Below are 24205 nucleotides of genomic sequence, written 5' to 3' on the forward strand. Positions count from 1 at the left end.
ATGATAGGAATTTTCGGCGCGGAAAAACCGCGCTCGTGACAAATTTATAGCGGAATTTCTGCTTATGGGCTTGGTTATACGCTGTGGATGATATTGATCGAACTATTCTGTCGATGCTGCAGGAGAATGCCGACATTCCCGGCAAGGTCATTGCTGACGCGGTCAATCTCTCACCTTCGGCCGTCGAACGGCGGATCAGCAAACTGAAGCAGGATGGGATCATCGAGAGGATCGTTGCGGTGGTCAGTCCGAAAGCCGTCGATCGCACACTGTCCGTTCTGGTTGAGCTTGAAATCCAGAACGAACATCGACACACGCTGGAGCAATTCCAGCGGTGGTTGGACCATGCGCCTGAAGTTCAGTCATGCTGGTATGTCACCGGCGACATGGACTATGTCCTGCTCGTGGCCGTCCGCAATCTTGAGGAATATAATATCTTCATTGAGCGGCTTATGGGCGAGCAACAGGCGCTCGTGCGAAAATACAAGAGCCTGATCGCACTCAAAACGGTCAAGCACGGATTGGGACTTTCCGTCCTTGAATGAGGGGATTTTTACTGGCTACGCAGTGATCCTGTCAAAATTCATCCCGCGGTGCCGATTGAGATTGAAGCGACAGTTTGCGGCCGAGTTCGACAGCGTCGCAAAACGGGCATTCCGCGACAGATGAGTGCGCAGAATGCCCGCCAATGAGCGTCCGGTGTCGCGATTTCGGTCAGTTGCGGGCGATGATTTCCTTGCCCTCGATCTTCATGGCGACGCCCAGCCGGCCGGTGGTGCGGCGCACGAGGAAGCGCGGACGGCGATTGGCGAAGTAGGAATGACGGCGGCGCGGCTTGAGATCGCTGGTGCGTAAGGCGCCGATGTGGTCTTCGAGCGGCCGGGCAACGCCGTCGGCCTCGACCATCAGCATCGGAATGCGGAAGGCTTCCGACCAACTGCGCCAGTCGGCGGCGATATCGCTGAGATCATGGGCGACGAGCAGCGGAATGCAGAGCTCCGGATCGGTGTGGTGAAGCTCCAGCGTCACGGTGACTTCGCCGTCGCCATGGTCGATGGCGCGGGCGGCGACACCTTTGAAGACGCGCTTGGGCAGCGCAATCGAGAGCGGCAGGCCGCTGGAGGGGAGGACCTTGCGCAGGACCGCGCCGCGTTCGTCTATGGTGATATTGACGTCATCCGAACAATCATGGATGGCGTAGCTGACCTGTTGGGGAAAGCGGGACGGATCGAGACGTAACGTCGTGCCAGCCCAAGCGGGCTTCATAACGGGATTGTTCATTTCATTCTACCCTTGTCTTACCTGAGAGCCGATTTCCGGTCTTCTCCTTGGGACTTTTCGTCCTCTATGGCCGACAATAGGCAGCCGCCCTTCCGTACAGCTTAAAAATTGCGGTTAAGAAAACTTTGCCTCCTCTGATGGTTATCAAAACCGAATCCGGCAGGGTTTCCGGAAGGTGAACGGTGTGGTGTGCTGGAACGATGCATCCGGAGGTAAGCCTCAGGTAAGCTTTCCGTGGCAAAATGTGCTCACCAGCATTTCGTCGTTCTTTTAGAGATTTTGCCAAAAAGGGCGCTTTTCATGATCACGGCTTCCCTCGCTTACACGATCCTGTCGCGGGATATGACGTCGAGCCTCAACAAGGTTGCGTCGCAGGCGACGGTCAAGAAGGATGCCCAATATTACGCCGACCATATCAACAAGGTCACATCCGTCGACGACTTCCTCGGCGACTACAAGCTCTACAGCTATGCGATGAAGGCCTATGGCCTCGAGGACATGACCTACGCCAAGGCCTTCATGAAGAAGGTGCTCGAGAGCGATCTCACCGATCCCAACAGCTACGCCAACAAGCTTTCCGATACACGCTACCGCGAGTTCGCCGCCGCCTTCAATTTCAACGAGCCGGCCAAGGACGTGCAGACGGACGCTCAGGAGGACGATCTCATCGGCCTTTACAAACAGTCCTTCATCGATGCCGACAAAGCCGCCAGCGCCGAGAGCAGCTATTACGGCACGGCGATCGACGGCGTGACGACCGTCGACGATCTGGTCAACAACACGCGGCTGCGCACCTATGTGCTGAAGACCTTCAAGATCGATCCGACCTATGCGTCGAAGGATTTTCTGCGGCAGGTGCTGACAAGCGATCTCAGTGACCCCACCAGCGTCGTCAATACGCAGGGCGGCGACAAGTACAAGGCGCTTGCCGCCCAGTTCGGTTTCAACGCCGACGGCACCGTCAACGGCACGGCGCAGACCGCTGCGCAGAAGGCCTCGGTCATCGAGACCTACACCCTGAATTCCCAGTCTGTCATCATCGACAATTCGGTCGGCTCGGATGTCTACTATGTCGGCAAGACGGCGGCAGACTACAACAAGGCCTATTACACGGCGAAGATCGGCACGATCACCAATGTCGACGATCTGGTCGCCGACAAGCGCCTGACCTCCTACATCACGACGGCCTACAGCATGGGCGCCGACTTCACCGCCGCAGCACTGCGCACGGTGCTGACCGACCCCGGTTATGCCCAGCTGATGGGCTTTACCAATGTCTACAATGCTTTCAACTTCAAGGCTGACGGGTCGACCTCCAGCACGGCGCGCGTCCAGACGGTCGATCAGGCAAACAGTCTGCAGGCGGCCGCATCGGGCACGAAGAACTATTATACCGTCACCTCGCAGTCGAGCGGCATCACCAATGTCGACGCCCTGCTGGCTGACAATGTGCTGGCCCGCTACATTAAGGATGCCTATGGTCTCGGCACGAGTTTCAGCAATGCCGACCTGAAGAGCATCCTGACCGATTCGACCTATGCCGCGGCCCAGGGCCATGCCGATCTCAATGCCGACTTCAACTTCCAGGCGGATGGCTCGATCAACGGTTCCGTGATTCAGACTGCGGCGCAACGGAAATCGACCACCGACAAGTCGGCGGCGAACGCAGCGCACTTCAACAGCATGATCGGCAATGTCACCAATGTCGATGACATCATGTCCGATGCTGTTGCGGTCAGCTATATCAGAAACAGCATGCAGATCGCCGATAGCGTCTCCGATGCGACGTTGAGGACTTTCCTCGTCGACCGTACGGCTGCCAGCGCCCAGGGCTACAGCGACGTTCACGATCTCTTCAATTTCAAATCGGATGGTTCGGTCCCGACCCTTTACGCCTCGCAAAGTGCGACGCAAAGTGCCAGCACCACCAGCAAGGCCAGCGATGCGGCGGTCTATTACCAGGCAACCATCGCCGGCATCTCAAACGTTGATCAGTTGCTGGCGGACCAGAAGCTGAACAATTTCGTCCGCAACGCCTTCGGCATCCCGTCGACTGTCACCGACGTCGCTCTTCGCAATATCCTGACCGATCAGAGCGGCACCGGCACCTATGCCGATGTCGCCGGCGCCTTCAACTTCAAGGCGGACGGCACGCTCGAAGACGGCTTGCAGGCGCAGACGGCCACCCAGATCAGCAGCACGAAATTTGCCGCCGAAGCGCGCACGGACGACTATTCCGCGCGGATGGCGACGATCGCCAATGTCGATGATCTGCTCGCCGATTCCGCCATCACCAATTTCCTGAAGAGCACCTACAATCTGCCTTTCGATATCTCGGACGCCGATCTGAAGAGCATCCTGACCGATGCGACGGCCGCTGCCGCCGCCGGCCATGCCGATCTCAATGCCGACTTCAACTTCGCCGCCGACGGATCGCTTCCTGTCGTCAGCTCGGTCCAGACGGCCGACCAGGCACAGACCACCAACGACAATTACGCGGCGCGTTATGACGACGAGCGCGACGAGGCGCTCGACGAGGTCGCATCCAACTACCAGAAGCTTATGGCCGACAGCAGCAGCCTGCTGAATTTCTCCGACGTCAAGAGTGTCAATGATTTCCTGCGCAGCAATTCGGCCGCCGATTTCAGCAAGAGCAATGACAATCTGCCGGATCTCTACCATGTGGCGCTGCAGGCCTTTGGCCTGACCGACCAGGACGTCCCGCGCTCGATGATGCGCAAGGTCCTGACGAGCGATGCCTATGATCCGGATGGTTATATCGCCTCGCTCAAGGATGAACGCATCACCAACCTTGCCCGCGCCTTCAACTTCGGCCCCGACGGCAAGGCGGCGTCACCTTTCCAGGCGCTTCCCGATGCGACCCTGGCCAAATACGCCACCGACTATAAGTCGCATATCACCATGCTGATGAAGGATGGACCGGTAAAGGACAAGGCAGCAAAGGATGCGACGGCCGAGGTCGACTATTTCGCCAAGGGCATGGCAAAGGTGAAGTCGCTCGACGATTTCCTGGATGACAGCCGCCTGACCGACCTGGTGCTGAAGGCGAACAACCTTGACCCCAAGGATTACGACAAGGCCACGCTGAAGAAGATCTTCACCTCCGATCCTGACGACAAGAAGAGCTACCTCAACACCAAGGCCGATGCGCGTTTCCAGGATATCGTCGCCGCCTTCAACTTCGACAAGGACGGCAATCTGACCCGCGCCAAGATCGGCACGATCCAGAACAAGGCGGCCGAGGAGCACACCCAGGAACTCTACGTCCAGCAGACGATGGAAGCCCAGCAAGGCGAAAGCAACGACGGCGTCCGCCTGGCGCTCTATTTCGCCCGCAAAGCCCCGAGCATCACCTCGATCTATTCGATCCTCGGCGACAAGGCGCTCTATCAGGTCATCACGACAGCCTACAACCTGCCGTCGCAGATATCGGGCATGGACGTCACCAAGCAGCGCGATCTCCTCAGCCGCTTCGTCAAGCTCGAGGATCTCCAGGATCCGAAGAAGGTCGACAAGCTGCTGCGCCGATTCACCGCGATGTACGACGTCCAGAACGCTGCCCAGCAGTCGCCGGCGCTGATGATCCTGACCGGCGGCGGCACGCAGCAAAGCTGATCGCCCCAACCTGCTGCACGCAGCAGGTTTGATCGCTCTGACCGTCAACCTCACGGATCGAGGCTGACAACCTTTCCCGGGTTCATGATATTGGCGGGGTCGAAGGCGCGCTTGATGCGGCGCATCAGCTCGATTTCAATCGTTGGACGGATCGCCGCCAGTTCATCCCGCTTCAGCTGGCCGATGCCGTGCTCGGCCGAGATCGAGCCGCCATGCGCCAACACCAGCCCATGTACGATGTGGTTCATCTCGCGCCAGCGAGCGATGAAGGCGGCCTTGTCGGCGCCGAGCGGCTGGGAAATATTGTAATGAATATTGCCGTCGCCCATATGGCCGAAGGCGCAGATGCGGGCGCCCGGCATCGCCGCCATGACCGCTTCTTCGGCCTCGGCCATGAAATGCGGGATCCTCGACACCGGCACGGAAACATCGTGCTTGATCGACCCACCTTCCGGCTTCTGGGCATCCGACATGCTTTCTCGCATGTGCCAGATCGCCTTCTGCTGCGCTACCGATGCGGCGATTGCGGCATCCAGCACCAGCCCGGCCTCGAAACCCTGTTCCAGCACCCCGTTCATCATCCGCTCCGCCGTCTCGGCCGAATCCGACGTCGAAATGTCGATCAGCACATACCAGGGATAGGCCGTTTCCAGCGGATCGCGCACGCCGTCGATGTGGCGTGTGGTGATCTCGACCCCGAAACGCGGCATCAGCTCGAAACCGGTCAGCGAGGCGCCGCAGAGGCTGGAGGCCAGGTTGAAGAGGGCAAGCGCATCCGTCACCGAATTCAAGCCGGCGAAGGCCACCTGATGGCCGAGCGGCTGGGGAAAGAGCTTGAGCACCGCGCCGGTGATGATGCCGAGCGTGCCCTCGGCGCCGATGAAGAGATCGCGCAGGTCGTAACCGGTATTGTCCTTTTTCAGGCGGCGTAAACCGTCCCAGATCTCGCCGGTCGGCAACACCACTTCGAGGCCCAGGCAGAGCTGGCGCATATTGCCATAGGCAAGCACGGCCGTACCGCCGGCATTGGTGGAAAGGTTGCCGCCGATGCGGCAAGAACCCTCCGAGCCGAGCGACAGTGGGAAAAGCCGCCCATGCGCCTCGGCTGCCTTCTGCACCTCGGCCAGGATGGCGCCGCCATCGGCCACCAGCACGTTCGCCACCGGATCGACATCTCGGATCTTGTTCATCCGCTCGAGCGACAGGATGATATCGGACTTGCCCTGACGCGGCGTCTGGCCGCCGACGAGGCCGGTATTGCCGGTCTGCGGCACGATCGCCGTTCCGGTCTCCGTCGCAAGCTTCATGATATCAGAGACCTCCTCGACCGAGCCGGGCTTCAGGAGGAGCGGGGAGGAGCCGTGATAAAGCCCGCGGTTTTCGATCAGATGCGGTGCAAGATCGGCCTCGCTACGCAGCGCGTATTTTTCGCCGACGATGGCAGCGAAGCGATCGAGGAGTTCGGTGGAAATGCTCATTCGGGCTCGGTCCTCCATCGTCATCTACAGCGCCGCGCGTCTTTTCAGACGCGCTTAGGACGCTGTAGCACTTTGAATTGCTGCATAATTCCTAAATCGATTCCGATTTAGGAATTATGCAGCAGGTCTTTTCAGTCGCGGGGTGCAGCTGCCCGCTGCAGCCGGTCGTTGATCGCCTCGCCCAGCCCCTCCTCGGGAATCGGCGAAAAGGCGATGCTCTGGGCGCCGCTGGCATCGGCCCGCTTCATGTAGTCGAAAAGGTTGGCCGCCGCCTCTGCCAGATCGCCGCGCGGGCTGAGATCAAGCACGATCCGTGCACTCTCCGCGCCGGAGACCGCAGCACTGCCGAAGGCAATCAGTGCCTCACCGGGTTCTACCGCCGTCGCATTGAGACGCACGGAAGCACCCGGCGCATAATGCGAGGCGAGCATGCCTGGCGCCTCGATCGCCGCCGATGCCGTTCTCGCCCGCAGCAGCGGTTGGCCCGCGACGCGCTCGATCTCGCGCGCCGCCAGTCCACCCGGGCGAAGCAGCCTCAGCCGGCCGCCCTCTGCCTTGACGATCGTCGATTCGACGCCGACGGCGCTTGGGCCCGCATCGAGGATCAATGGGATTCTTGCCCCGAGATCGGCTTCGACATGGGCGGCACTCGTGGCGCTGACCCCGCCTGAGGTGTTGGCGCTGGGGGCTGCGAGCGGCCGTCCGAAGGCGCCTATCAACGCGCCTGCGAAACCCTTCGGCACACGGATGCCGACGCTGTCGAGCCCGGCGGTCGCCAGCGAATGGATCGAACTCAGAGGCTTCAGCGGCAGTACCAGGGTCAGCGGCCCGGGCCAGAAGGCTCTGGCGAGCGCCCGTGAGACCGGGTCGAATTCGGCATGCTCTTCGGCCATGGCGAGGTCGGCCATATGGCAGATCAGCGGATTGAAGCGCGGCCGTCCTTTTGTCTCGTAGATGCGGGTGATGGCTGCAGGATTTGTGGCGTCGGCCGCCAGGCCGTAGACGGTCTCTGTCGGGATGGCGATGGCAAAGCCGTCGGCAAGGGCGGCTGAGGCCGCCTCCAGCGCTGCCTGCCTGTCTGCCGTGATATCGATCGTGCGTGCCATGTCCTGCCCGTGTTAGTCTTGGCAGTCATTAGGCTTTCCGCCGCCCGCGATCAATCGCTTAAAGCTGCCGGATGATTTCGCGCAGCTGTTCGTTGCGGGCGCCGAGCAAGAGGATGTTGCGGATCGCTGCCTGCGGATCATGGGTGCGGAAGAGCAGGCCGTTGCCGCGCACCGACCGGTCGATGGTCATCTTTTCGGCGGAGTTTTCGCCGGGTTTGATCGCGACGGCGAAATACATGCGGGAATAACCGACATCGATGCGCTCGAAGAAATTATCGTTCTCGCCGATGTCGGAATAGAAATTGGAGATGTAGAAGGCCCAGCTGACCTCTTCGTAATGGGCGAATTTCGTCCGCGCGGCGGTGACGTGGCAATAGCCGAGATGCGGGCTGTCCTCCAGCGTCCGGTGAAAGATCATCTTCGGAAACTGGATCGAGTGGTGAAAGCCGTTGATGTGCTGATGCGTCTTTTCGCCGGCCACCTGCAGCTTGCGGCCGGTCTTTGCCGCGACCTCATCATGGGTGAAATAGCGTTTTTCCTCGGCCAGCCAGTGCCGCCTCTCGCGGGGGATGCGGCCGGTGCGCAAAAATTCGGAATGCGCGGCAATCAGCTGCGGCTCTTGCAGTTTACCTGCTTCTTTCGCGTCGAAATAACGGAGTTTGGCCATGGTTCGCGTTCTTCGGTCGGTCTGAATCAGCAGCAGGATAGGACCGTATGCTTAAGGCGATGTTAAAAAACGGCCGCGGCAGCCGGCTGGCTGAGGGGCAAATGCCGGCAGGTGTCGCAAACGCGACTGATATCGATATCAGGCAGCCGACCTCTTTGCGGAGCGGGTCTTTACGCCATGTCGCAATTGACGATAATTGCCCGGAGAGTCGGGCGATGTCATCGACGGGGATGGGCAGCCTTAAGCCTTGCCGCATCCTGTCGTCAATTTCGAAGCCGATGTCGCATTACAACCAAGCGCCAGGCAAGCTCGGTGCTTAAATGACGCCATGAACAATTCTCCCGAAGGAGAAGGAAGCGGGCGCGCTTCCGCCGGCCTTCCCACTCGAAGGTGGCAACCGGGTGCACGAGGACATGAAGATGGATATTCGCAGCAACGTTTTGCGTCAGCTCAAGAGCCGCCGTGAGGGCTTCAGCCTCGAACAGCCGTTCTATATCGACGAGGATTATTTCCAGCTCGACATGGAGATGATCTATTATCGCGATTGGCTGTTCATCGGCCATGATTGCGAGCTGCCGAAGCCGGGCGCTTATTTCACCGTTCAGATCGGCAGCTATCCTGTCGTCATCGTCCGCGGCCGCGACAATGTCATCCGCGCCTTCCACAACAGCTGCCGCCATCGCGGCTCGCGCGTCTGCACCAAGGAGCACGGCTCCTCCGTGCGTCTCGTCTGTCCCTATCATCAATGGACCTATGATCTCGAAGGCAAGCTCGCCTTTGCTCGCCACATGGGCGATGATTTCGACAAGACCGGCTTCAACCTGAAGCCCGTCCATTGCGAGATCGTTGCAGGCTATGTCTTCATCTGCCTTGCCAACACCGCCCCGGATTTTCAGCCGGTGCGCGACAAGATCGAACCCTATGTCGCGCCGCACCGGATCAGTGAGAGCAAGGTCGCCTTCCAGAGCACGATCATCGAGAAGGGCAACTGGAAGCTTGTCTGGGAAAATAACCGCGAGTGCTATCACTGCGCCGCCAATCATCCCGAGCTCTGCCGCACCTATCCCGAAGCCCCGAGCGTCACCGGCACGGATGGCGGCGCCGACGATCCCGAGATCGCCGGCCATTGGGCGCGCTGCGAGGCCGCCGGCCTGCCGAGCAAGTTCCAGATTTCGCCGGACGGTCAGTTCCGCACCGCCCGCATGCCGCTGATCGAGGATGCAGAGAGCTACACCATGTCGGGCAGGAGCGCCGTCAAGCGCCCGCTCTCCGACGATATCTCGATCAGCCATATCGGCACCATGCTGCTCTTCCATTACCCGACGACGTGGAACCACCTGCTCGGCGACCACGCCATCTCCTTCCGGGTGCTGCCGCTCAGCGCCAACGAGACGGCGGTGACGACCAAGTGGCTCGTCCACAAGGATGCCGTCGAAGGCGTGGATTACAATCTCGAGGAACTGACCCACGTCTGGAGCGAGACTAACGATCAGGATCGCCGCATCGTCGAGGAGAACGCCTTCGGCATTCGCTCGCCCGCCTATGAGCCCGGCCCCTATTCCACCCTGCATGAGGGCGGCGTCATGCAGTTCCTCGAATGGTATTCGAACTTCATGGTCAACCGTCTGCAGGGCGACCAGGCGAAAATCTCCGCCGTTGCCTGATCTCGCTAAAGCATTCGCGCAAAGACGTGCAGCGGTTTTGCGGCAGCGACATCGGAAAACTAGGACCTAAGGTGTGGCAGCGAATCTGAAAGATCGCGACGCGCTTTAGCTGCGCCGGTTAATCTCCGGTTCAGTTCAGGTTGTTTAAAAGGGAGAGCAGCCGGCCCCGGGCCGCTTTCGGAACCATTCAGGCGCGAAAGCGTTGCTAGGCAGGCGGTGATCGCTGTTGAATGGGAGAGAAGCAATGATCGGGCTGAGAAACAAGATCGCGACCGCAGTTCTGGCTGCCGCGGTGGTGCTGACAGGCTTTGCGCCGTCGCAGGCAATCCAGATGCCCACCGCCCCGCAGGTGGAAAAATCCTCCGACGTCGAGAATGTCCAGTACCGCCGCTATTATCGCCCCGGTTACCGTCCGGGCTATCGGCCTGGCTATCGTCCCGGCGCCTATTACCGGCCCGGTTATTACGGCGGCTATCGCGGCTATTCCTATTACCGTCCGGGTTATCGCCGTTATAACGGCTACTGGTATCCGCTCGCCGCCTTCGGCGCCGGCGCGGTCATCGGCGGCGCTATCGTCGCGCAGCCGCGTTACGTCGCGCCCGCGCCCCGCATGGGTTCGAGCCACGTCGCCTGGTGCGCCAACCGCTACCGGTCCTATCGCGCCTACGACAACACCTTCCAGCCCTATAACGGCCCGCGCCAGCAGTGCTATTCGCCGTATTGATAAACGTGCTGTTCTCAAGAAACGTCTGCCCCTCACCCTAACCCTCTCCCCGTAAAAACGGGGAGAGGGACGTGCCCCGCGAGAGGTTGGTGGGAACGGAGATGTGGCGGCACATCCCTTCTCCCCGCGCGCGGGGGTCCGAAGGACGGGTCGAGACCCGTGGCTCGACCCCGGTGGTGGCGGCAGCCGGATGAGAATCTGTGTTGGTTGTCAAGGGGGATTTGGGGTCCAGAGGCGATCCCGAGATAGAAGGCAGTTTGCCAGAACGAGCAATTTACGCATGACGGCGACCAAGATGACCTTCGCTGGTTTTCCTGCGGCTTTGAGTGTGTCTGCGAAACGAGCAAGGGTGGGATTGTAGCGACAGGCAGACAAGGCGGCCATGTAGAGCGCGCGCCGGGGTGCGGGCCTGCCGGCGCGGATGGAACGACGTCCGGTTCGGGCACCGCTGTCGTTAGCGATTGGGGCAAGCCCTGCCAGCATGGCGGCCTGCTTGCCCGAACAACTGCCCAACTCGTCCATGCCGGCCATCAATGCCAGGGCCGTGACGCGGCCGATGCCGGGAATGGAGGTGAGGATCTCGGCCTTGCGGTAGAGCTGCGGATCCTCGCCGACACGTCGCTCGATCTCTTTGTCGAGACGTTCGACATGCTGTTCCAGCCGACGCACGAGACGGTTGAGTTCGCCGCGCAGAAGGGCGGTGGTGGCAGTCTTGCTGCGGTTCTGCAGGGCGGTGATGTCGCATTTGGCTGCCGATCGTGCATTGACCAGCTCCTGCAAGGCCTCAACGTGAGGACTTGGTGGCGTGTCGGCCGGCGGGCGCAGGCTCTCGGCCAGGAGCGCCAGGAAACGGGCATCGAGACGGTCGGTCTTGGCGAGATAGCCCGCAGGCACGGGCAAACATGCGGGCGCGCAGCGGATCGACCACGGCGACGGCAAAGCCATCGAGCCAAAGCGAGCGATGGGCGGGGCGATGGAACTTGCCGGTTGCCTCCATCACGATGCTTTTGGGCCGATGCCTGGCCAGCAGCCGTTTCAGCTGGCGGATGCCGGTCTTGTCATTGCTAAACCGCCGGCTTTCGCCCAGCGGATGCAGATGAATATCGAGCCACTCTTTACTCACGTCCACACCGGCATAAACTACCGGCATCGCGTCTTCTTGGAACGAAACCTTGCCTTGCATGCGGGACTTGCTCCCCATCATCTGTTCAGGACAAACGCGAGGACGGCCGGACCAATCTCATCCCCGGTTCAAGCCAAGGGGCCTGCGGTCCCGGCCGTCCGCACTCCGGCGGATGGCCATCCGCCGGAGTGCGCACCAATCATCCAACAATCAGTGCAAATTGAACATGCAAGGGGCTGCGCGCCCTCAGAATGCCGGAAATTTCACCCTCAAAGAATATCCACCCGCCGCAGCAGCCACCAGGCAAAGGCAATGGAAGCGACGATAAGGGCGACGGCGTATTCCGTGCCGTAATTGCCGACGGCGAAGGGCAGGTTTGCGGTGTTCATGCCGAAGAAGCCCGTCACCAGCGTCGGCGGCAGCAGGAAGGCCGTCATGATCGACAGCAGATAGAGGTGGCGGTTGGTTTCGGAGGATTGTTTCGAATCGATTTCTTCGTGCAGCAGGCGTGCCCGGTCCTGCAGCGCATAGATATCGTGGTCGACCGTTTCCAGCCGGCTCGTCAGCCGCCGCGCCACGTCGTCGAAGCCGAAGGGCATCTCATCGTCGTCGGCCGCCGCCGCCCGGCGCATCAGCGCCAGCACGGTGCGCAGATGCCGATGCAGCCTGACCACGGTGCGCCGCACCGGCGCCAGGCGTCGGCGTTCATCGCGCTGCGCGCTGTCGTAGACGATATCCTCGATCTGGTTCAGCTCCTCGGTGAGCTCGATGACGATCGCGATCAGCGTGCGCTGGAACTCGATCACCAGCAGTTCGAAGAGATCGACCGGCCGGGAAAATTTGCCCGGATTCCTATCGATCAGCGCCCGCGCCCGCTCGACGCTGCGCAGCGGCTGCAGCCTTGTGGTGATGAGGAAGCGGTCGGACATGGCGAAATGCAGCCAGCCGAGATTGTTGGTATCCTCGGCGAAATCGCGCTGACAGTCGACGAGCGTGCCATAGAGCATCTGCTCGTCGACGGTGATGGCCGCATGCGTGTCGCGCGTCGTCAGCGCCGATTTCGCGTCCTCCGTCAGCCCCTCCAGCGTATCGAGCAGGGCCGGCACACGGGCGTCGACAAGGTTGAGATGCAGCCAATAGAAACAATTGTCGGCGGTCAGTTCCGCCACCGTCGCACTGTTGTTCAGTCGCACCGCGGTCTTTTCTTCGGGCGAGAAGCGATAGCCCCAGACGAAACCGGGTATGTTGACGGGCAATGTGTCCATTGTTCGCCGGTCCTTTGCGAAGGCGATGTCTTCCCTTAAAGATTGTTCATGACGTCCATTTGTCCAAAGGTGCAAGAGCAAAGCACCATCTCAGGCGAATTATCGCATGGCGCCTAAGGGAAATCGAAATTGACGTTTACGTAAAAATCAATTAGCCCTTGCCTCGGAGGAGCTTTGCCGCGCGCGAGGCCGGTCTGCGGAGGAAAAACCATGTACAAGGCGCCCGTCGAGGAAATAGCGTTCACGTTGAAGCACGTAGCGGGCATGGGCGAGGCGATTTCAAAAGGGCTGCTCGGCGATCTCGGCGAAGATCTGGTCGACGCCATCCTCGCCGAAGCGGGACGTTTTGCCACAGAGGAAGTGGCGCCTCTCGCCGAAATCGGCGACCGCCAGGGCGCCCGCCTGATCGATGGCGAGGTCCGGCTGCCGGATGGCTGGCGCGATCTCTATCGCCATTGGATCGCCGGCGGCTGGAACGGCCTGACGGCGCCGGAGGCCTTCGGCGGCCAGGCCTTGCCGCATATGCTGAATGTCGCAGCACTCGAAATGTGGAATTCCGGTTCCATGGCCTTTGCGCTCGCTCCGACCCTGACGATGGGCGCCATCGAGGCGGTCAGCTCCCATGGCAGTGCTGCGCTGAAAGACACATATCTGGAAAAGATGGTCTCCGGCGAATGGACCGGCACCATGAACCTGACGGAGCCGCATGCCGGCTCCGATCTCGGCGTGCTGAAAGCCCGCGCCGAGCGCCGCGATGACGGCAGCTACCGCCTGTTCGGCCAGAAGATCTTCATCACCTGGGGTGAGCATGACGCGGCCGACAACATCATCCATCTGGTGCTCGCCCGCCTGCCGGATGCGCCGGCCGGCACACGCGGCATCTCGCTCTTCCTGGTGCCGAAATTCCTGGTGAACGACGACGGCTCGCTTGGGCCCCGCAATGATCTGTTCTGCCATTCGCTGGAGCACAAGCTCGGCATCCATGGCTCGCCGACCTGCACGATGATCTACGGCGACGGAAAATTCGGCAGTGAAAAGGGCGCTGTGGGATGGCTGGTCGGCGAGGAGAACAAGGGGCTGGCCTGCATGTTCACGATGATGAACAATGCCCGCCTTGCCGTCGGCATGCAGGGCGTGGCGATCGCGGAGGCCGCCACCCAGAAGGCGCTCGCCTATGCCAGGGAACGCACCCAGGGCAGGGCACCGGGTTCAGGCAGTGCCGGCATGAGCCCGATCGTCGAACATCCCGATGTCGCCCGCATGCTCCTCACCATGAAGGCGCTGACGCAAGGGGCGCGCGCCATCTCCTATGTCTGCGCCCATGCGATCGACATGTCGCACCGGGCAGGTGACTCCAGCGGCCACTGGCAGGAGCGCGCCGCCCTTTTGACGCCGATTGCCAAATCCTTTTCGACGGATGCCGGCGTCGACGTCGCCTCGCTCGGCATCCAGGCGCATGGCGGCATGGGTTTCATCGAGGAGACGGGTGCGGCGCGTTATCTCCGCGATGCCCGCATCGCCCCGATCTACGAGGGTACCAACGGCATCCAGGCGATCGACCTCGTCACCCGCAAGCTGCCGCTCTCCGGCGGCGATCAGGTGAAGGGCTTCATCGCCGAGCTTAGAGAGATCGCCGACGACGTCCGCCGCTCCAATCTCGATGGTTTCGGCGAGACCGCTGTCAGGCTCGACGCGGCGATCGTCGATCTCGAACAGGCGACCGCCTGGCTGATGAAGACGCTTGCCGAGAACAGCACCGCCGAGGCGCTCTCGGGTGCCACCCCCTATCAGCGCCTGTTCGGGCTGGTGCTCACCGGCTGTTATCTTGCCAAGGGTGGTCTCGCCGAGGCAGCCGATGGGGCAGGTGAAAACCGCATCGCGCTCTGCCGCTTCGCCGCCGAAAACCTGCTTGCCGAGACCGCAGCCCTGCGCGACCGCGTCGTCAATGGCGCGGCAAGCCTTGCCGCCGCCCGTATCCTGCTTGCCTGAGGAAACCCAATGACCGATCACATCATCGTCGAGCAGCCTTCCGCCCATCCCGGCGTCCAGTCTATCCGCTTCAATCGGCCGGAGAAGAAGAACGCCATCACCCGCGCCATGTACCGGACCATGGCCGATGCGCTGAATGCCGCCAACACAAATCCCGGCATCCGTGCCACCGCTTTGCTCGGCACCGAAGGCTGCTTTTCGGCCGGCAACGACATGAACGACTTTCTTGCTGCCGCGATGGGCGGCCGCGGCCTGGAGCAGGAAATCCTCGATTTCCTCTATGCGCTGGTGAATGCCGAAAAACCCGTCGTCTCGGGCGTCGACGGCCTGGCGATCGGCATCGGCACGACGATCCATCTCCATTGCGACCTGACCATCGCCTCCAGCCGCAGCCAGTTCCGCACCCCCTTCGTCGATCTGGCGCTGGTGCCGGAGGCCGGTTCCAGCCTCGTCGCGCCGCGCCTGATGGGGCATCAGCGCGCCTTCGCCCTGCTGGCGGCCGGCGAAGCATTCTCCGCCGAAGAAGCCAAGGAAGCCGGCCTGGTATGGAAGGTCGTCGAGCCAGGCGAGGTCGATGCCGTGACGCTTGGCCTCGCCGCAAAGCTCGCGGCCAAGCCGCCGGAGGCGCTGCGCATCGCCCGCGATCTCATTCGCGGCGACCGCGGCGAGATCATCGCCCGCATCGACGAGGAGGCCCGCTATTTCTCCGCGCGGCTGAAAAGTGCCGAAGCGCGGGCGGCTTTCGAGGCCTTCATGCTTCGCTGAGCATCGCTTCGCGGCGATCTCGGTCAGCAGGCCGACCAACACCCGGAGCAAACGGATAGCGATTAGACCGCCGGCACATTGAATACTTCGCCGGCCCTGAGTGGCCGGAACCGTTCCGGGGGAATATCATGCTCGCCCATTGCGTCTTGCAACGCTCTTGCCGGCGCGTCGACCGCTTCATTTGTCAGTTGGAACGTGGCGAAGTGATGCCCGGCCACATAGGCCGCATTTGCCAACTTCATCCCGATCACCGCCTCCTGCGGATTCTGGTGCTGCCCTTTCATGAACCATCGCGGCTCATAGGCGCCGAAGGGTAAAATGGCCAAGCGAAAGCCGCCATGCTTCTGCTGTGCCGCTTTGTAATTGATGCCGTGATGAAAGCCCGTATCTCCGACGTGATAAATTTTTCCGGCTGGAGTCGATAAAACGAACGACGCCCAGAGTGCCATCCGCCGATCGGCGGTTCCGCGGGCGGACCAATGGTGTGCAGGCTCGGCATCAATGCTTATTCCGGCGTGCGAAATGCGCTCGCCCCAGTCCATCGACGTCATCTGTATATCGGGCACGGCACGGCGAATGATCGTGTCATTGCCAAGTGGCGTCACGACACGCGGCCGGTGCTTCGCACCCAACCGCCTGAGCGTTCCTATATCGAGATGATCATAATGATTGTGCGATACCAGCACGAGATCAATCGGCGGCAAATCATCGAAGGCAATGCCCGGTGGGACGACGCGCCTGGGTCCGGCAAAAGCGAAGGGACTCGCGCGCTCTGACCATACCGGGTCGGTGAGGATATTGAGCCCAGCGACCTGCACGAGCATTGTTGCATGGCCGACCATGGTCACCCTTAGATCCTCGCCGTCGACGTATGGATCCGGCTTGGCCTCCGCGTACGGACTTGGGACCGACCTCGGCCAACGCTCACGGCCACCGCCGAATTGCCACCGCATCAGATCGCGGAAACCAAGGGGTTCGATACCTTCGGGATTGAAGAAATGCGTGCCGTCGAAATGATCGGACACCGGGCCGTTATAATAGGGGTTGCGTTTTTTGGTCTTTCCGACAGGCACGCCTATTTCTCCAGCGTCGCCACCACCTCGACATGCGAGGTCCAGAGGAACTGGTCGATCGGCGTCACCCCGGTGATCCGGTAACCGCCCTCGACGAGGATCGCCAGATCCCGCGCCAGCGTCAGCGGATTGCAGCTGACGGCCACGATCTTCTTCACGCCTGAGCGGGCGAGCTCCTGGCACTGGAACTCGGCACCGGCGCGCGGCGGGTCGAAGACGACGGCGTCATAGGGCTTGAACTCTGGCGTCATCAAAGGACGGCGGAAGAGATCGCGCTTTTCGACGGTGACCGGTTTCAGCCCCTGTGTGTTGCGGGCGGCATGGTCGAGTGCTGCGAGCGCCTTGGCCTCGGCTTCGACGGCGTGCACGCGGCCGATCCGCGCCAGCCGCAGCGAAAACGTGCCGGAGCCGGCAAAGAGATCGGCGATCCGCTTCGACTTGCCGGCATGGGCCGTGACCAGCTCCGCCATCGCCTCTTCCGCCGGCTTCGTCGCCTGGGTGAAACCGCCCGGCGGCGGCGAAACCTGGACGCCGCCGAATTCGACCATCGGCTTCGACGGCTCGACGAGAATTTCGCCGTTCAGCGAAACACGGGCGATGCCGCGCAGGCCAAGCGCGGTCTCGATTGCCTTGCGCCGCTGCGGGTCGGAGAGTTTCTTCACCTCGTCGACGGAGATGTCCAGGCCGGAAAGCGTTTCGAGCACGGCGACGCGGAAGGGTTCGGCACTGGTCGCCAGCGATGCAGCAATCGCCCTGATCGCCGGCAGCCGGGCGATGATCCCTGCCGACGAGATCGGACATTCCTCGATGGCGACGATATGGTGGCTTTCGGCCTGGTTGAATCCGACCAGCATGTCCTTCTCGGTCTTTCGCGCCGCAAACACCACCCGCCGGCGTTCGCCCGGCCGGGCCGGAACGATCTCGCCGACCTCTGATGTCAGTCCCTTCGATTTCAGCGCGTCGATGACCAGTTGGCGCTTGAAGGCGCGGTAGGGCGCATCTGCCATATGCTGCAGCGTGCAGCCGCCGCAAGTGCCGTTGACGCCATCCGGACCGAAATGCCGGCAGGGCGGCTCCTGCCGGTCGGGCGAGGGCGTGGTGATCGACATGATCGTGCCCTGGCTCTTGACCCGGGCAATCGCCACCGTTTCCCCGGGCAGGGAAAAGGGCACATAAACAGGCCCGCCGGCGCTGCTGGCGATGCCGTCGCCCTGGGCGCCGAGCTTCTCGATCGTGACGGTTTCGGTGCTCACGGTTTCAATCCTGCCAGAAGGAATTCTTGATTGCCGTCGCCGCCGGAAATCGGGGAGGGGATGAGGCCGAGGCTTTTCCAGCCCATGTCCTCGACGAACCAGCGCTCCAGTTCCGCCGCGACGGCGGGAGCAGACGAGGGGTCCTTCAGCATCCCGCCCTTGCCGATCGCCTCGCGCCCGGCCTCGAACTGCGGCTTGACCAGCAGCACGGCGACAGCGCCGGGTTCCGCGATCTCAAGGGCCGGCGCAAGCGCCAGCCTCAGCGTGATGAAGGAGACGTCGGAAACGATGAAGGTCGCGGGATGGCCGATATCCCCTGCCGTCAGGTTGCGGGCGTTGAGGCCTTCCCTGTTCGTCACCCGTGGATCGCTTGATATGCGCGGATGCATCTGCCCATGACCGACATCGATCGCGGTGACATGCGCAGCGCCCCGCTGCAGCAGCACCTCGGTGAAGCCGCCGGTGGAGGCACCGACATCGAGACAGTGATGGCCGGCAGGATCGAGCCGGAAATGGTCGAGTGCTGCGGCAAGCTTCAGTGCGGCGCGCGAGACATAGTCCTGCGCCGGATCGTCGATCTCGATGGCCGCGTCCGCGCCAAACAGCGCGCCGGCCTTCGTGACCACCTGGCCGCCGATCCTGACGGTGCCGCGCTGCACGGCGTCGCGGGCGCGCGAGCGGCTGGCAAAGAGGCCGAGAGAGACGAGAAGCTGGTCGAGACGTTGGGTGTTTTGATCTGACATCGGCTGTGCATGACCGGCAAAGCCGCCGGTTGCAAGCATTTTGTTCCCAAGACCGTCATTGACCCTCAAAAGCTTTCGGCGATAATCCCCCCGCGGCGATCGCGGGGCGTGCCGCAGACACGGGGGTGTTCCATGCTGAAGCTCTTCACTCTTCTTGTCGCGGCGGGGATCGCATCGCCCGCGCTCGCGAACGACACTATGGCCGAGGTCAAGACCGGCGGGCTGATCTTTGCCCAATCCGACGATGTCAGCATGGCGGAAGAGGATCTCTTCATCTCCGCTTCGGAAGTGCGTGTCGACTACGTCTTCGAGAACAGCTCCGACAAGGATGTCGAAAGCCTGGTCGCATTTCCGATGCCTGACATATCAGGTCAGGTCGACAACAATTCCGCCATCTCCGATTATGACAGCGATAATTTCCTGCATTTTTCCACCGTGCAGGACGGCAGCCCGATCACCGCCAAGCTGCAGCAGCGCGTCGTCTCGCTCGGCATCGACGTGACTGACGAGTTCACCAAGCAGGGCATTCCCGTCCTGCCCTATAGCCAGAAGACGACCAAGGCGCTTGCCAAGCTCCCCGAAACCGTCCGCAAGGACTGGATCGCCCGCGGCCTCGTCTATCCCATGGGCGCCGGCGATGCCGCCGGGGCCGATCTCGTGCCGCTCTGGACGCTGCGCTCGACCTATTGGTGGCGCACCACCTTCCCGGCAAAGAAGAAAGTCAGCGTCGCGCACCGTTACAAGCCGGCCGTCGGCGGCACCGTCGCCATCAGCTTTCTCGAAGGTGGCGAGCCGAAGGGTGAGCGCTTCGAGGAATATTCCCGCAAATACTGCCTCGACGGAGATTTCGTCAGGGTTGCCCAGCAGCGTGCGCGGGAAGCCGAGGCCGGAGGTGCCAACTATACCGAAAGCTGGATCTCCTATGTGCTGTCGACCGGCGCCAACTGGGCGGGCCCGATCAAGCGCTTCCAGCTGACGATCGACAAGGGCAAGCCCGGCAGCCTCATCAGCTTCTGCGGCAGCAATGTTCAGAAGATCGGCCCGACCACCTTCCGGATGACGGCCCAGGATTTCGATCCCGCAAAGGATTTCGACATCCTGATCCTCAAACCTCCAGAAACGGCACAATAATCCGTAGGCTCGGCCGCTGTTGCGGTGCACAAATTTAAACAAATTTAAAGCCTGGCCATATAGGTTCAGCGTGATTGTAGCGGTTCATCCAAGCCGCTCGGCGCCATGAAGGCGCAAGCGTTTCCACGCCGATCATGTTCTCAAGTTCAAACATTCCGGCGGTTGCGTCTCGTGCGACCTGCCTTTCGCCGCGTCGACTGTCGTCAGGAGAAATCACCGATGTCCGCCAAAAACATATCCTTGAACGGTAAACTTGCGGCCACGTTCGCAGCCCTCATTCTCATTTTCGTCGCCATTTCCGCTTTCGTTTATTCCAAGGCGACGGCGTCCGCGGCCGCTTCTGCTGAGCAAGAAAAGTCCGAGCTGCTCGTCAACCAGATCGACGATGCGCTGCAGGCAATGCTGGAGCAGGCCGTCAACCTGCGTGGCTTCATCCTCTTCCGCAGCGACAGCACCTATGGCGATGTCTTCACCAACCGCGAGCGCATGCTGAAGGCGATTGCCGCTGCCAAGCAGACGGCCGCCGGCGAGCCGCAGCTGGTCGAGATGATCGACGGCATGCAGAAGGCTGCCGACCTCTATTTCCACGAACTTGCCGAGCCGCAGACCAAGGCTCGCAAGGAAACCGACATGCCGATCGAAGAGGTCGTCAAGATCGGCGTCAACGCCACCAAGGGCCAGCTCGACGGGTTCCGCCAGGCCTCAGCCAAGATCAAGGCCACCGCGCGTGAAAAGTCGAACGCGCTCGCCGAGATCCGCGCCGATGCCAACAGCGATCTGAAGACGACGCTGCTTGCCGGCGGCATCCTCGCCTCGCTTGCCGCTGCCGTTCTCGCCTGGCTGATGTCGCGCACCATCGTCCGCCCGGTCGTCGGCATGACTGCGGCCATGGATCGCCTCGCCGGCGGTCAGAACGACATCGAGGTTCCCGCGACCGACCGCGGCGACGAAATCGGCCGCATGGCTCAATCCGTCCTGGTCTTCAAGCAGGCGGCGATCGAGAAGCTGCGTCTTGCCGGCGAGACCGACCGCATGCGCGACGACGCCGAACGCCAGCGCCGGGCAGGCGACGAGCAGAAGGCGCGCGAGGAAGGCGAGATCCGCTATGCAATCGACGCTCTGGCGGGCGGCCTTGCCGAGCTTGCCAATGGCGATATGGCCGGGCGTCTCCAGACGCCGTTCGCGTCGCAATATGACAGCCTGCGCAATGACTTCAACCATGCTGTCGAAAAGCTGCAGGCAGCACTGCAATCGGTCGGCCGCAACGCTTCGGCGATCAATGCCGGCGCCGGCGAAATCCGCTCGGCCGCCGACGATCTTGCCCACCGCACCGAGCAGCAGGCTGCCGCCGTCGAACAGACCGCAGCAGCGCTTGAGGAAGTGACAACAACCGTCCGCGACAGCGCCAAGCGCGCCGAGGATGTCGGCAATCTCGTCGAGCGCGCCCGCCTCGGCGCTGAAAAGTCAGGCGAGGTCGTCCGCAAGGCCGTCTCCGCCATGCAGCAGATCGAGAAGTCCTCGGGCGAAATTTCCAACATCATCGGCGTCATCGACGACATCGCCTTCCAGACCAACCTTTTGGCTCTGAACGCCGGCGTCGAAGCCGCCCGTGCCGGTGATGCCGGCAAGGGCTTTGCCGTCGTCGCCCAGGAAGTGCGCGAGCTCGCTCAGCGCTCGGCTAAGGCCGCCAAGGAGATCAAGGCGCTGATCACCACCTCGGGCGAACAAGTCGTTGCCGGCGTCGGCCTCGTCGGCGAGACCGGCAAGGCGCTGGAGGTCATCGTCTCCGAGGTGCAGGAGATCAACCACCACGTCAGCGCCATCGTCACTGCCACGCGCGAACAGTCGATCGGCCTGCAGGAGATCAACACCGCCGTCAACAACATGGACCAGGGCACGCAGCAGAACGCCGCCATGGTCGAGGAGCAGACCGCGGCAAGCCATGCGCTCGCCCAGGAGGCAAACGCTCTCGAAGAATTGCTGCGCCAGTTCAAGCTCGGCCAGGCGGCCCCGGCGCCGCGCGCAAGCGTTGCCGGCACGAGCTCCCGGCCGGTCGCCTCCCCGGCCCACGCCCTGACCCGCACGGTTGCCAAGGCTTTCGGCGGAAGACAGGCAGCCGCTGCGGCCGTGAAGGAAGACTGGACGGAATTCTGAGAAGGCCCTTCGAAGGGACGTTAAATGAAGAGGCGGTGCAGGGATGCGCCGCCTTTTTATTGAGAGGACCTGCCGGGCAGCCCCCTCATCCGCCTGCCGGCACCTTCTCCCCGGGGGGAGAAGAGATTTGCGGCGACGTCTCGATTCCCTCTTCTCCCCCGCGGGGAGAAGGTGCCCGTAGGGCGGATGAGGGGGCCACACGGCACGCCCTCACCAAAACATTATCCCGCAACCCCAACCGCAACACCGCGCCCCAGCGCCCTGAACACCGTCGAGACGATGCCGGCGCGGTCGAGGCCGGCGTGGGCGTTCATGGCTTCGGGCTTGGCCTGTTCCATCCAGATATCGGGCATCACGAGCGAGCGCAGCTTCAGGCCGTTGTCGAGCAGGCCTTCGGTGGCGAGGAAGTGCATCACGTGGCTGCCGAAGCCGCCGATCGAGCCTTCCTCGACGGTGATCACGATCTCGTGGTGGCGGGCAAGCTGGCGGATCAGGTCGTGGTCGAGCGGCTTGGCGAAACGCGCATCGGCGACCGTCGTCGAAAGCCCGGCGGCATCGAGATCCTCGGCGGCAAGCAGACAATCGGCAAGCCGGGTGCCGAAGGAGAGCAGCGCCACCTTGGTGCCTTCCTTGACGATGCGGCCCTTGCCGATCTGCAGGATTTCGCCGCGCGCCGGCATGTCGACGCCGACGCCTTCGCCGCGCGGATAGCGGAACGAGATCGGCCCGTCATCATAGGCGACGGCCGTGCGCACCATATGCTTGAGTTCGGCCTCGTCAGCCGCCGCCATCACCACGAAGCCGGGCAGGGTGGTGAGGAAGGTGGTGTCGAAGGAGCCGGCATGCGTCGGCCCGTCGGCGCCGACGAAGCCGGCACGGTCGATCGGAAAACGCACCGGCAGTCCCTGGATCGCCACGTCATGCACGACCTGGTCGTAGGCGCGCTGCAGGAAGGTGGAATAGAGCGCTGCGAACGGCTTGTAGCCTTCCGCTGCCAGGCCGGCGGCGAAGGTCACCGCATGCTGTTCGGCAATACCGACGTCGAAGCAGCGCGACGGATAGGCCTCGGCGAGCTTGTCGAGGCCGGTACCATTGGGCATGGCGGCGGTGATGCCGACGATCTTTTCGTCGAGGGCGGCTTCCTGCACCAGCGCTTCGGCAAAGACGCTGGTATAGCTCGGCGCGTTCGGCTTGACCCTTGCCTGGGCGCCGGTGATGACGTCGAACTTGTTGACGCCGTGATATTTATCGGCCGCGGCTTCCGCCGGCGGATAGCCCTTGCCCTTCTGGGTGACGACATGAATGAGCACCGGTCCGCGCCCATTGTCGCGCACGTTGCGCAACACGGGCAGCAGGTGGTCGAAGGAATGCCCGTCGATCGGGCCGATATGATAAAAGCCCATCTCCTCGAACATCGTCCCGCCGGTGACATAGCCGCGCGCATGCTCGACGGCGCGGGTGATCGCCCGGTCGATATTCTTGCCGAGATAGGCCGTCAGCTTCTTGCCGAAGTCACGGAAGCCCATATAGGTGCGCCCCGAGGCGAGACGGGCAAGATAGGCGCTCATGGCGCCCGTCGGCGGCGCGATCGACATGTCGTTGTCGTTGAGGATGACGATGAGGCGCGCATCGAGTGCGCCGGCATTGTTCAGCGCCTCATAGGCCATGCCGGCCGACATCGCCCCGTCGCCGATGACGGCGATGACGCGGCGGTCTGATTTGTCGAGGTCGGCGGCAATCGCCATGCCGAGGCCGGCCGAGATCGAGGTCGAGGAATGTGCCGCACCGAAGGGGTCGTATTCGCTCTCCGCCCGCCGGGTGAAGCCGGACAGCCCGTCTTCCTGGCGCAGCGTCCGGATGCGGTCGCGCCGGCCGGTGAGAATCTTGTGCGGATAACATTGATGGCCGACATCGAAGATCAGCCGATCATCAGGTGTGTCGAAGACGCTGTGGATGGCGATCGTCAACTCGACGACGCCAAGACCGGCGCCGAGATGGCCGCCGGTGCGCGACACCGCATCGATCATTTCGTCCCGGACTTCGCGGGCAAGCTGCGGCAGGTCGCGATCCTCGAGCTTGCGCAGGTCGGCGGGATAGATGACCTGGTCGAGCAGGGGGGTCTTCGGCAGTTGTGTCACGGGCGGGCGCTCTTT

At 62.2% G+C, this 24205-nt stretch carries 17 protein-coding genes and 1 pseudogene; 8 read left to right on the forward strand and 10 right to left on the reverse strand.

The window, feature by feature from the left end; all coding sequences use genetic code 11:
* The first annotated feature begins 113 nt into the window (after positions 1 to 113).
* Entirely contained in the window at positions 114 to 545 is a 432-nt protein-coding gene (locus tag AC244Q_RS02855; RefSeq protein ID WP_041935466.1) for an Lrp/AsnC family transcriptional regulator, read from the forward strand.
* A gap of 169 nt (positions 546 to 714) precedes the next feature.
* Here AC244Q_RS02855 and AC244Q_RS02860 read toward each other — a convergent pair whose 3' ends face one another.
* Positions 715 to 1281 carry a DUF6101 family protein gene (locus AC244Q_RS02860; RefSeq protein ID WP_003556960.1) on the reverse strand — a complete coding sequence of 189 codons (567 nt, stop codon included), beginning with the start codon at positions 1279 to 1281 and terminating at the stop codon, positions 715 to 717.
* 300 nt (positions 1282 to 1581) lie between these two features.
* On the opposite strand from AC244Q_RS02860, the gene AC244Q_RS02865 reads away from it, so the two are divergent.
* Entirely contained in the window at positions 1582 to 4917 is a 3336-nt protein-coding gene (locus AC244Q_RS02865; RefSeq protein ID WP_012756271.1) for a DUF1217 domain-containing protein, read from the forward strand.
* A gap of 50 nt (positions 4918 to 4967) precedes the next feature.
* On the opposite strand, the gene AC244Q_RS02870 is transcribed toward AC244Q_RS02865, so the two are convergent.
* The 3 genes from AC244Q_RS02870 to AC244Q_RS02880 form a co-directional block, all read right to left on the reverse strand.
* A complete protein-coding gene (locus AC244Q_RS02870; RefSeq protein WP_012756272.1) occupies positions 4968 to 6395 on the reverse strand; it encodes an FAD-binding oxidoreductase in 1428 nt (475 codons plus the stop codon).
* Positions 6396 to 6526: 131 nt separating this feature from the next.
* Positions 6527 to 7501 (reverse strand): L-threonylcarbamoyladenylate synthase, encoded by a 975-nt coding sequence (locus tag AC244Q_RS02875; protein ID WP_017993123.1) that lies wholly within the window; start codon positions 7499 to 7501, stop codon positions 6527 to 6529.
* Between the two features lie 58 nt (positions 7502 to 7559).
* The gene (locus AC244Q_RS02880) at positions 7560 to 8168 is read right to left on the reverse strand and encodes a DUF6656 family protein (protein ID WP_003556968.1); all 609 of its coding nucleotides are present in this window, start codon (positions 8166 to 8168) and stop codon (positions 7560 to 7562) included.
* 419 nt (positions 8169 to 8587) lie between these two features.
* Here AC244Q_RS02880 and AC244Q_RS02885 point away from each other — a divergent pair, with 419 nt between their 5' ends.
* Together AC244Q_RS02885 and AC244Q_RS02890 are read left to right on the forward strand one after the other, a co-directional pair.
* Entirely contained in the window at positions 8588 to 9832 is a 1245-nt protein-coding gene (locus AC244Q_RS02885) for an aromatic ring-hydroxylating oxygenase subunit alpha (RefSeq protein WP_128407971.1), read from the forward strand.
* A gap of 244 nt (positions 9833 to 10076) precedes the next feature.
* A complete protein-coding gene (locus AC244Q_RS02890) occupies positions 10077 to 10556 on the forward strand; it encodes a BA14K family protein (protein ID WP_062942013.1) in 480 nt (159 codons plus the stop codon).
* A 210-nt stretch (positions 10557 to 10766) separates the two neighbouring features.
* On the opposite strand, the pseudogene AC244Q_RS02895 reads toward AC244Q_RS02890, so the two are convergent.
* Together AC244Q_RS02895 and AC244Q_RS02900 are read right to left on the reverse strand one after the other, a co-directional pair.
* Positions 10767 to 11739 (reverse strand): annotated as a pseudogene (locus tag AC244Q_RS02895) (IS110 family RNA-guided transposase).
* A 209-nt stretch (positions 11740 to 11948) separates the two neighbouring features.
* Positions 11949 to 12944 (reverse strand): transporter, encoded by a 996-nt coding sequence (locus AC244Q_RS02900; RefSeq protein ID WP_128408168.1) that lies wholly within the window; start codon positions 12942 to 12944, stop codon positions 11949 to 11951.
* A 210-nt stretch (positions 12945 to 13154) separates the two neighbouring features.
* On the opposite strand from AC244Q_RS02900, the gene AC244Q_RS02905 reads away from it, so the two are divergent.
* Positions 13155 to 14933 carry an acyl-CoA dehydrogenase family protein gene (locus AC244Q_RS02905; RefSeq protein WP_128408169.1) on the forward strand — a complete coding sequence of 593 codons (1779 nt, stop codon included), beginning with the start codon at positions 13155 to 13157 and terminating at the stop codon, positions 14931 to 14933.
* Positions 14934 to 14942: 9 nt separating this feature from the next.
* Positions 14943 to 15698 carry a crotonase/enoyl-CoA hydratase family protein gene (locus tag AC244Q_RS02910; protein ID WP_113545799.1) on the forward strand — a complete coding sequence of 252 codons (756 nt, stop codon included), beginning with the start codon at positions 14943 to 14945 and terminating at the stop codon, positions 15696 to 15698.
* Positions 15699 to 15760: 62 nt separating this feature from the next.
* Here the strand turns inward: AC244Q_RS02910 and AC244Q_RS02915 are convergent, their stop codons facing one another.
* Genes AC244Q_RS02915 through AC244Q_RS02925 form a run of 3 tightly spaced genes read right to left on the reverse strand, consistent with a single transcriptional unit; the run spans position 15761 to position 18806 of the window.
* The gene (locus tag AC244Q_RS02915) at positions 15761 to 16771 is read right to left on the reverse strand and encodes an MBL fold metallo-hydrolase (RefSeq protein ID WP_113545800.1); all 1011 of its coding nucleotides are present in this window, start codon (positions 16769 to 16771) and stop codon (positions 15761 to 15763) included.
* A gap of 2 nt (positions 16772 to 16773) precedes the next feature.
* Positions 16774 to 18024, reverse strand: a complete 1251-nt coding sequence (locus AC244Q_RS02920) for a class I SAM-dependent RNA methyltransferase (protein WP_128408183.1) — start codon at positions 18022 to 18024, stop codon at positions 16774 to 16776.
* Positions 18021 to 18806, reverse strand: a complete 786-nt coding sequence (locus tag AC244Q_RS02925) for a TlyA family RNA methyltransferase (protein ID WP_245460724.1) — start codon at positions 18804 to 18806, stop codon at positions 18021 to 18023. Before AC244Q_RS02925 ends, AC244Q_RS02920 begins: the two co-directional genes overlap by 4 nt.
* 93 nt (positions 18807 to 18899) lie before the next feature.
* Here AC244Q_RS02925 and AC244Q_RS02930 point away from each other — a divergent pair, with 93 nt between their 5' ends.
* A complete protein-coding gene (locus AC244Q_RS02930) occupies positions 18900 to 19898 on the forward strand; it encodes a DUF4424 domain-containing protein (protein ID WP_128408184.1) in 999 nt (332 codons plus the stop codon).
* A gap of 219 nt (positions 19899 to 20117) precedes the next feature.
* Positions 20118 to 22052: a methyl-accepting chemotaxis protein gene (locus tag AC244Q_RS02935; RefSeq protein WP_128408185.1), complete on the forward strand. Its 1935-nt coding sequence runs from the start codon at positions 20118 to 20120 to the stop codon at positions 22050 to 22052.
* Positions 22053 to 22273: 221 nt separating this feature from the next.
* Here AC244Q_RS02935 and dxs read toward each other — a convergent pair whose 3' ends face one another.
* Positions 22274 to 24190, reverse strand: coding sequence for a 1-deoxy-D-xylulose-5-phosphate synthase (gene dxs / locus AC244Q_RS02940; protein WP_487764146.1), 1917 nt, complete (start codon positions 24188 to 24190; stop codon positions 22274 to 22276).
* Positions 24191 to 24205: the final 15 nt, after the last annotated feature.

It is taken from the genome of Rhizobium sp. CB2179 (assembly GCF_057653455.1).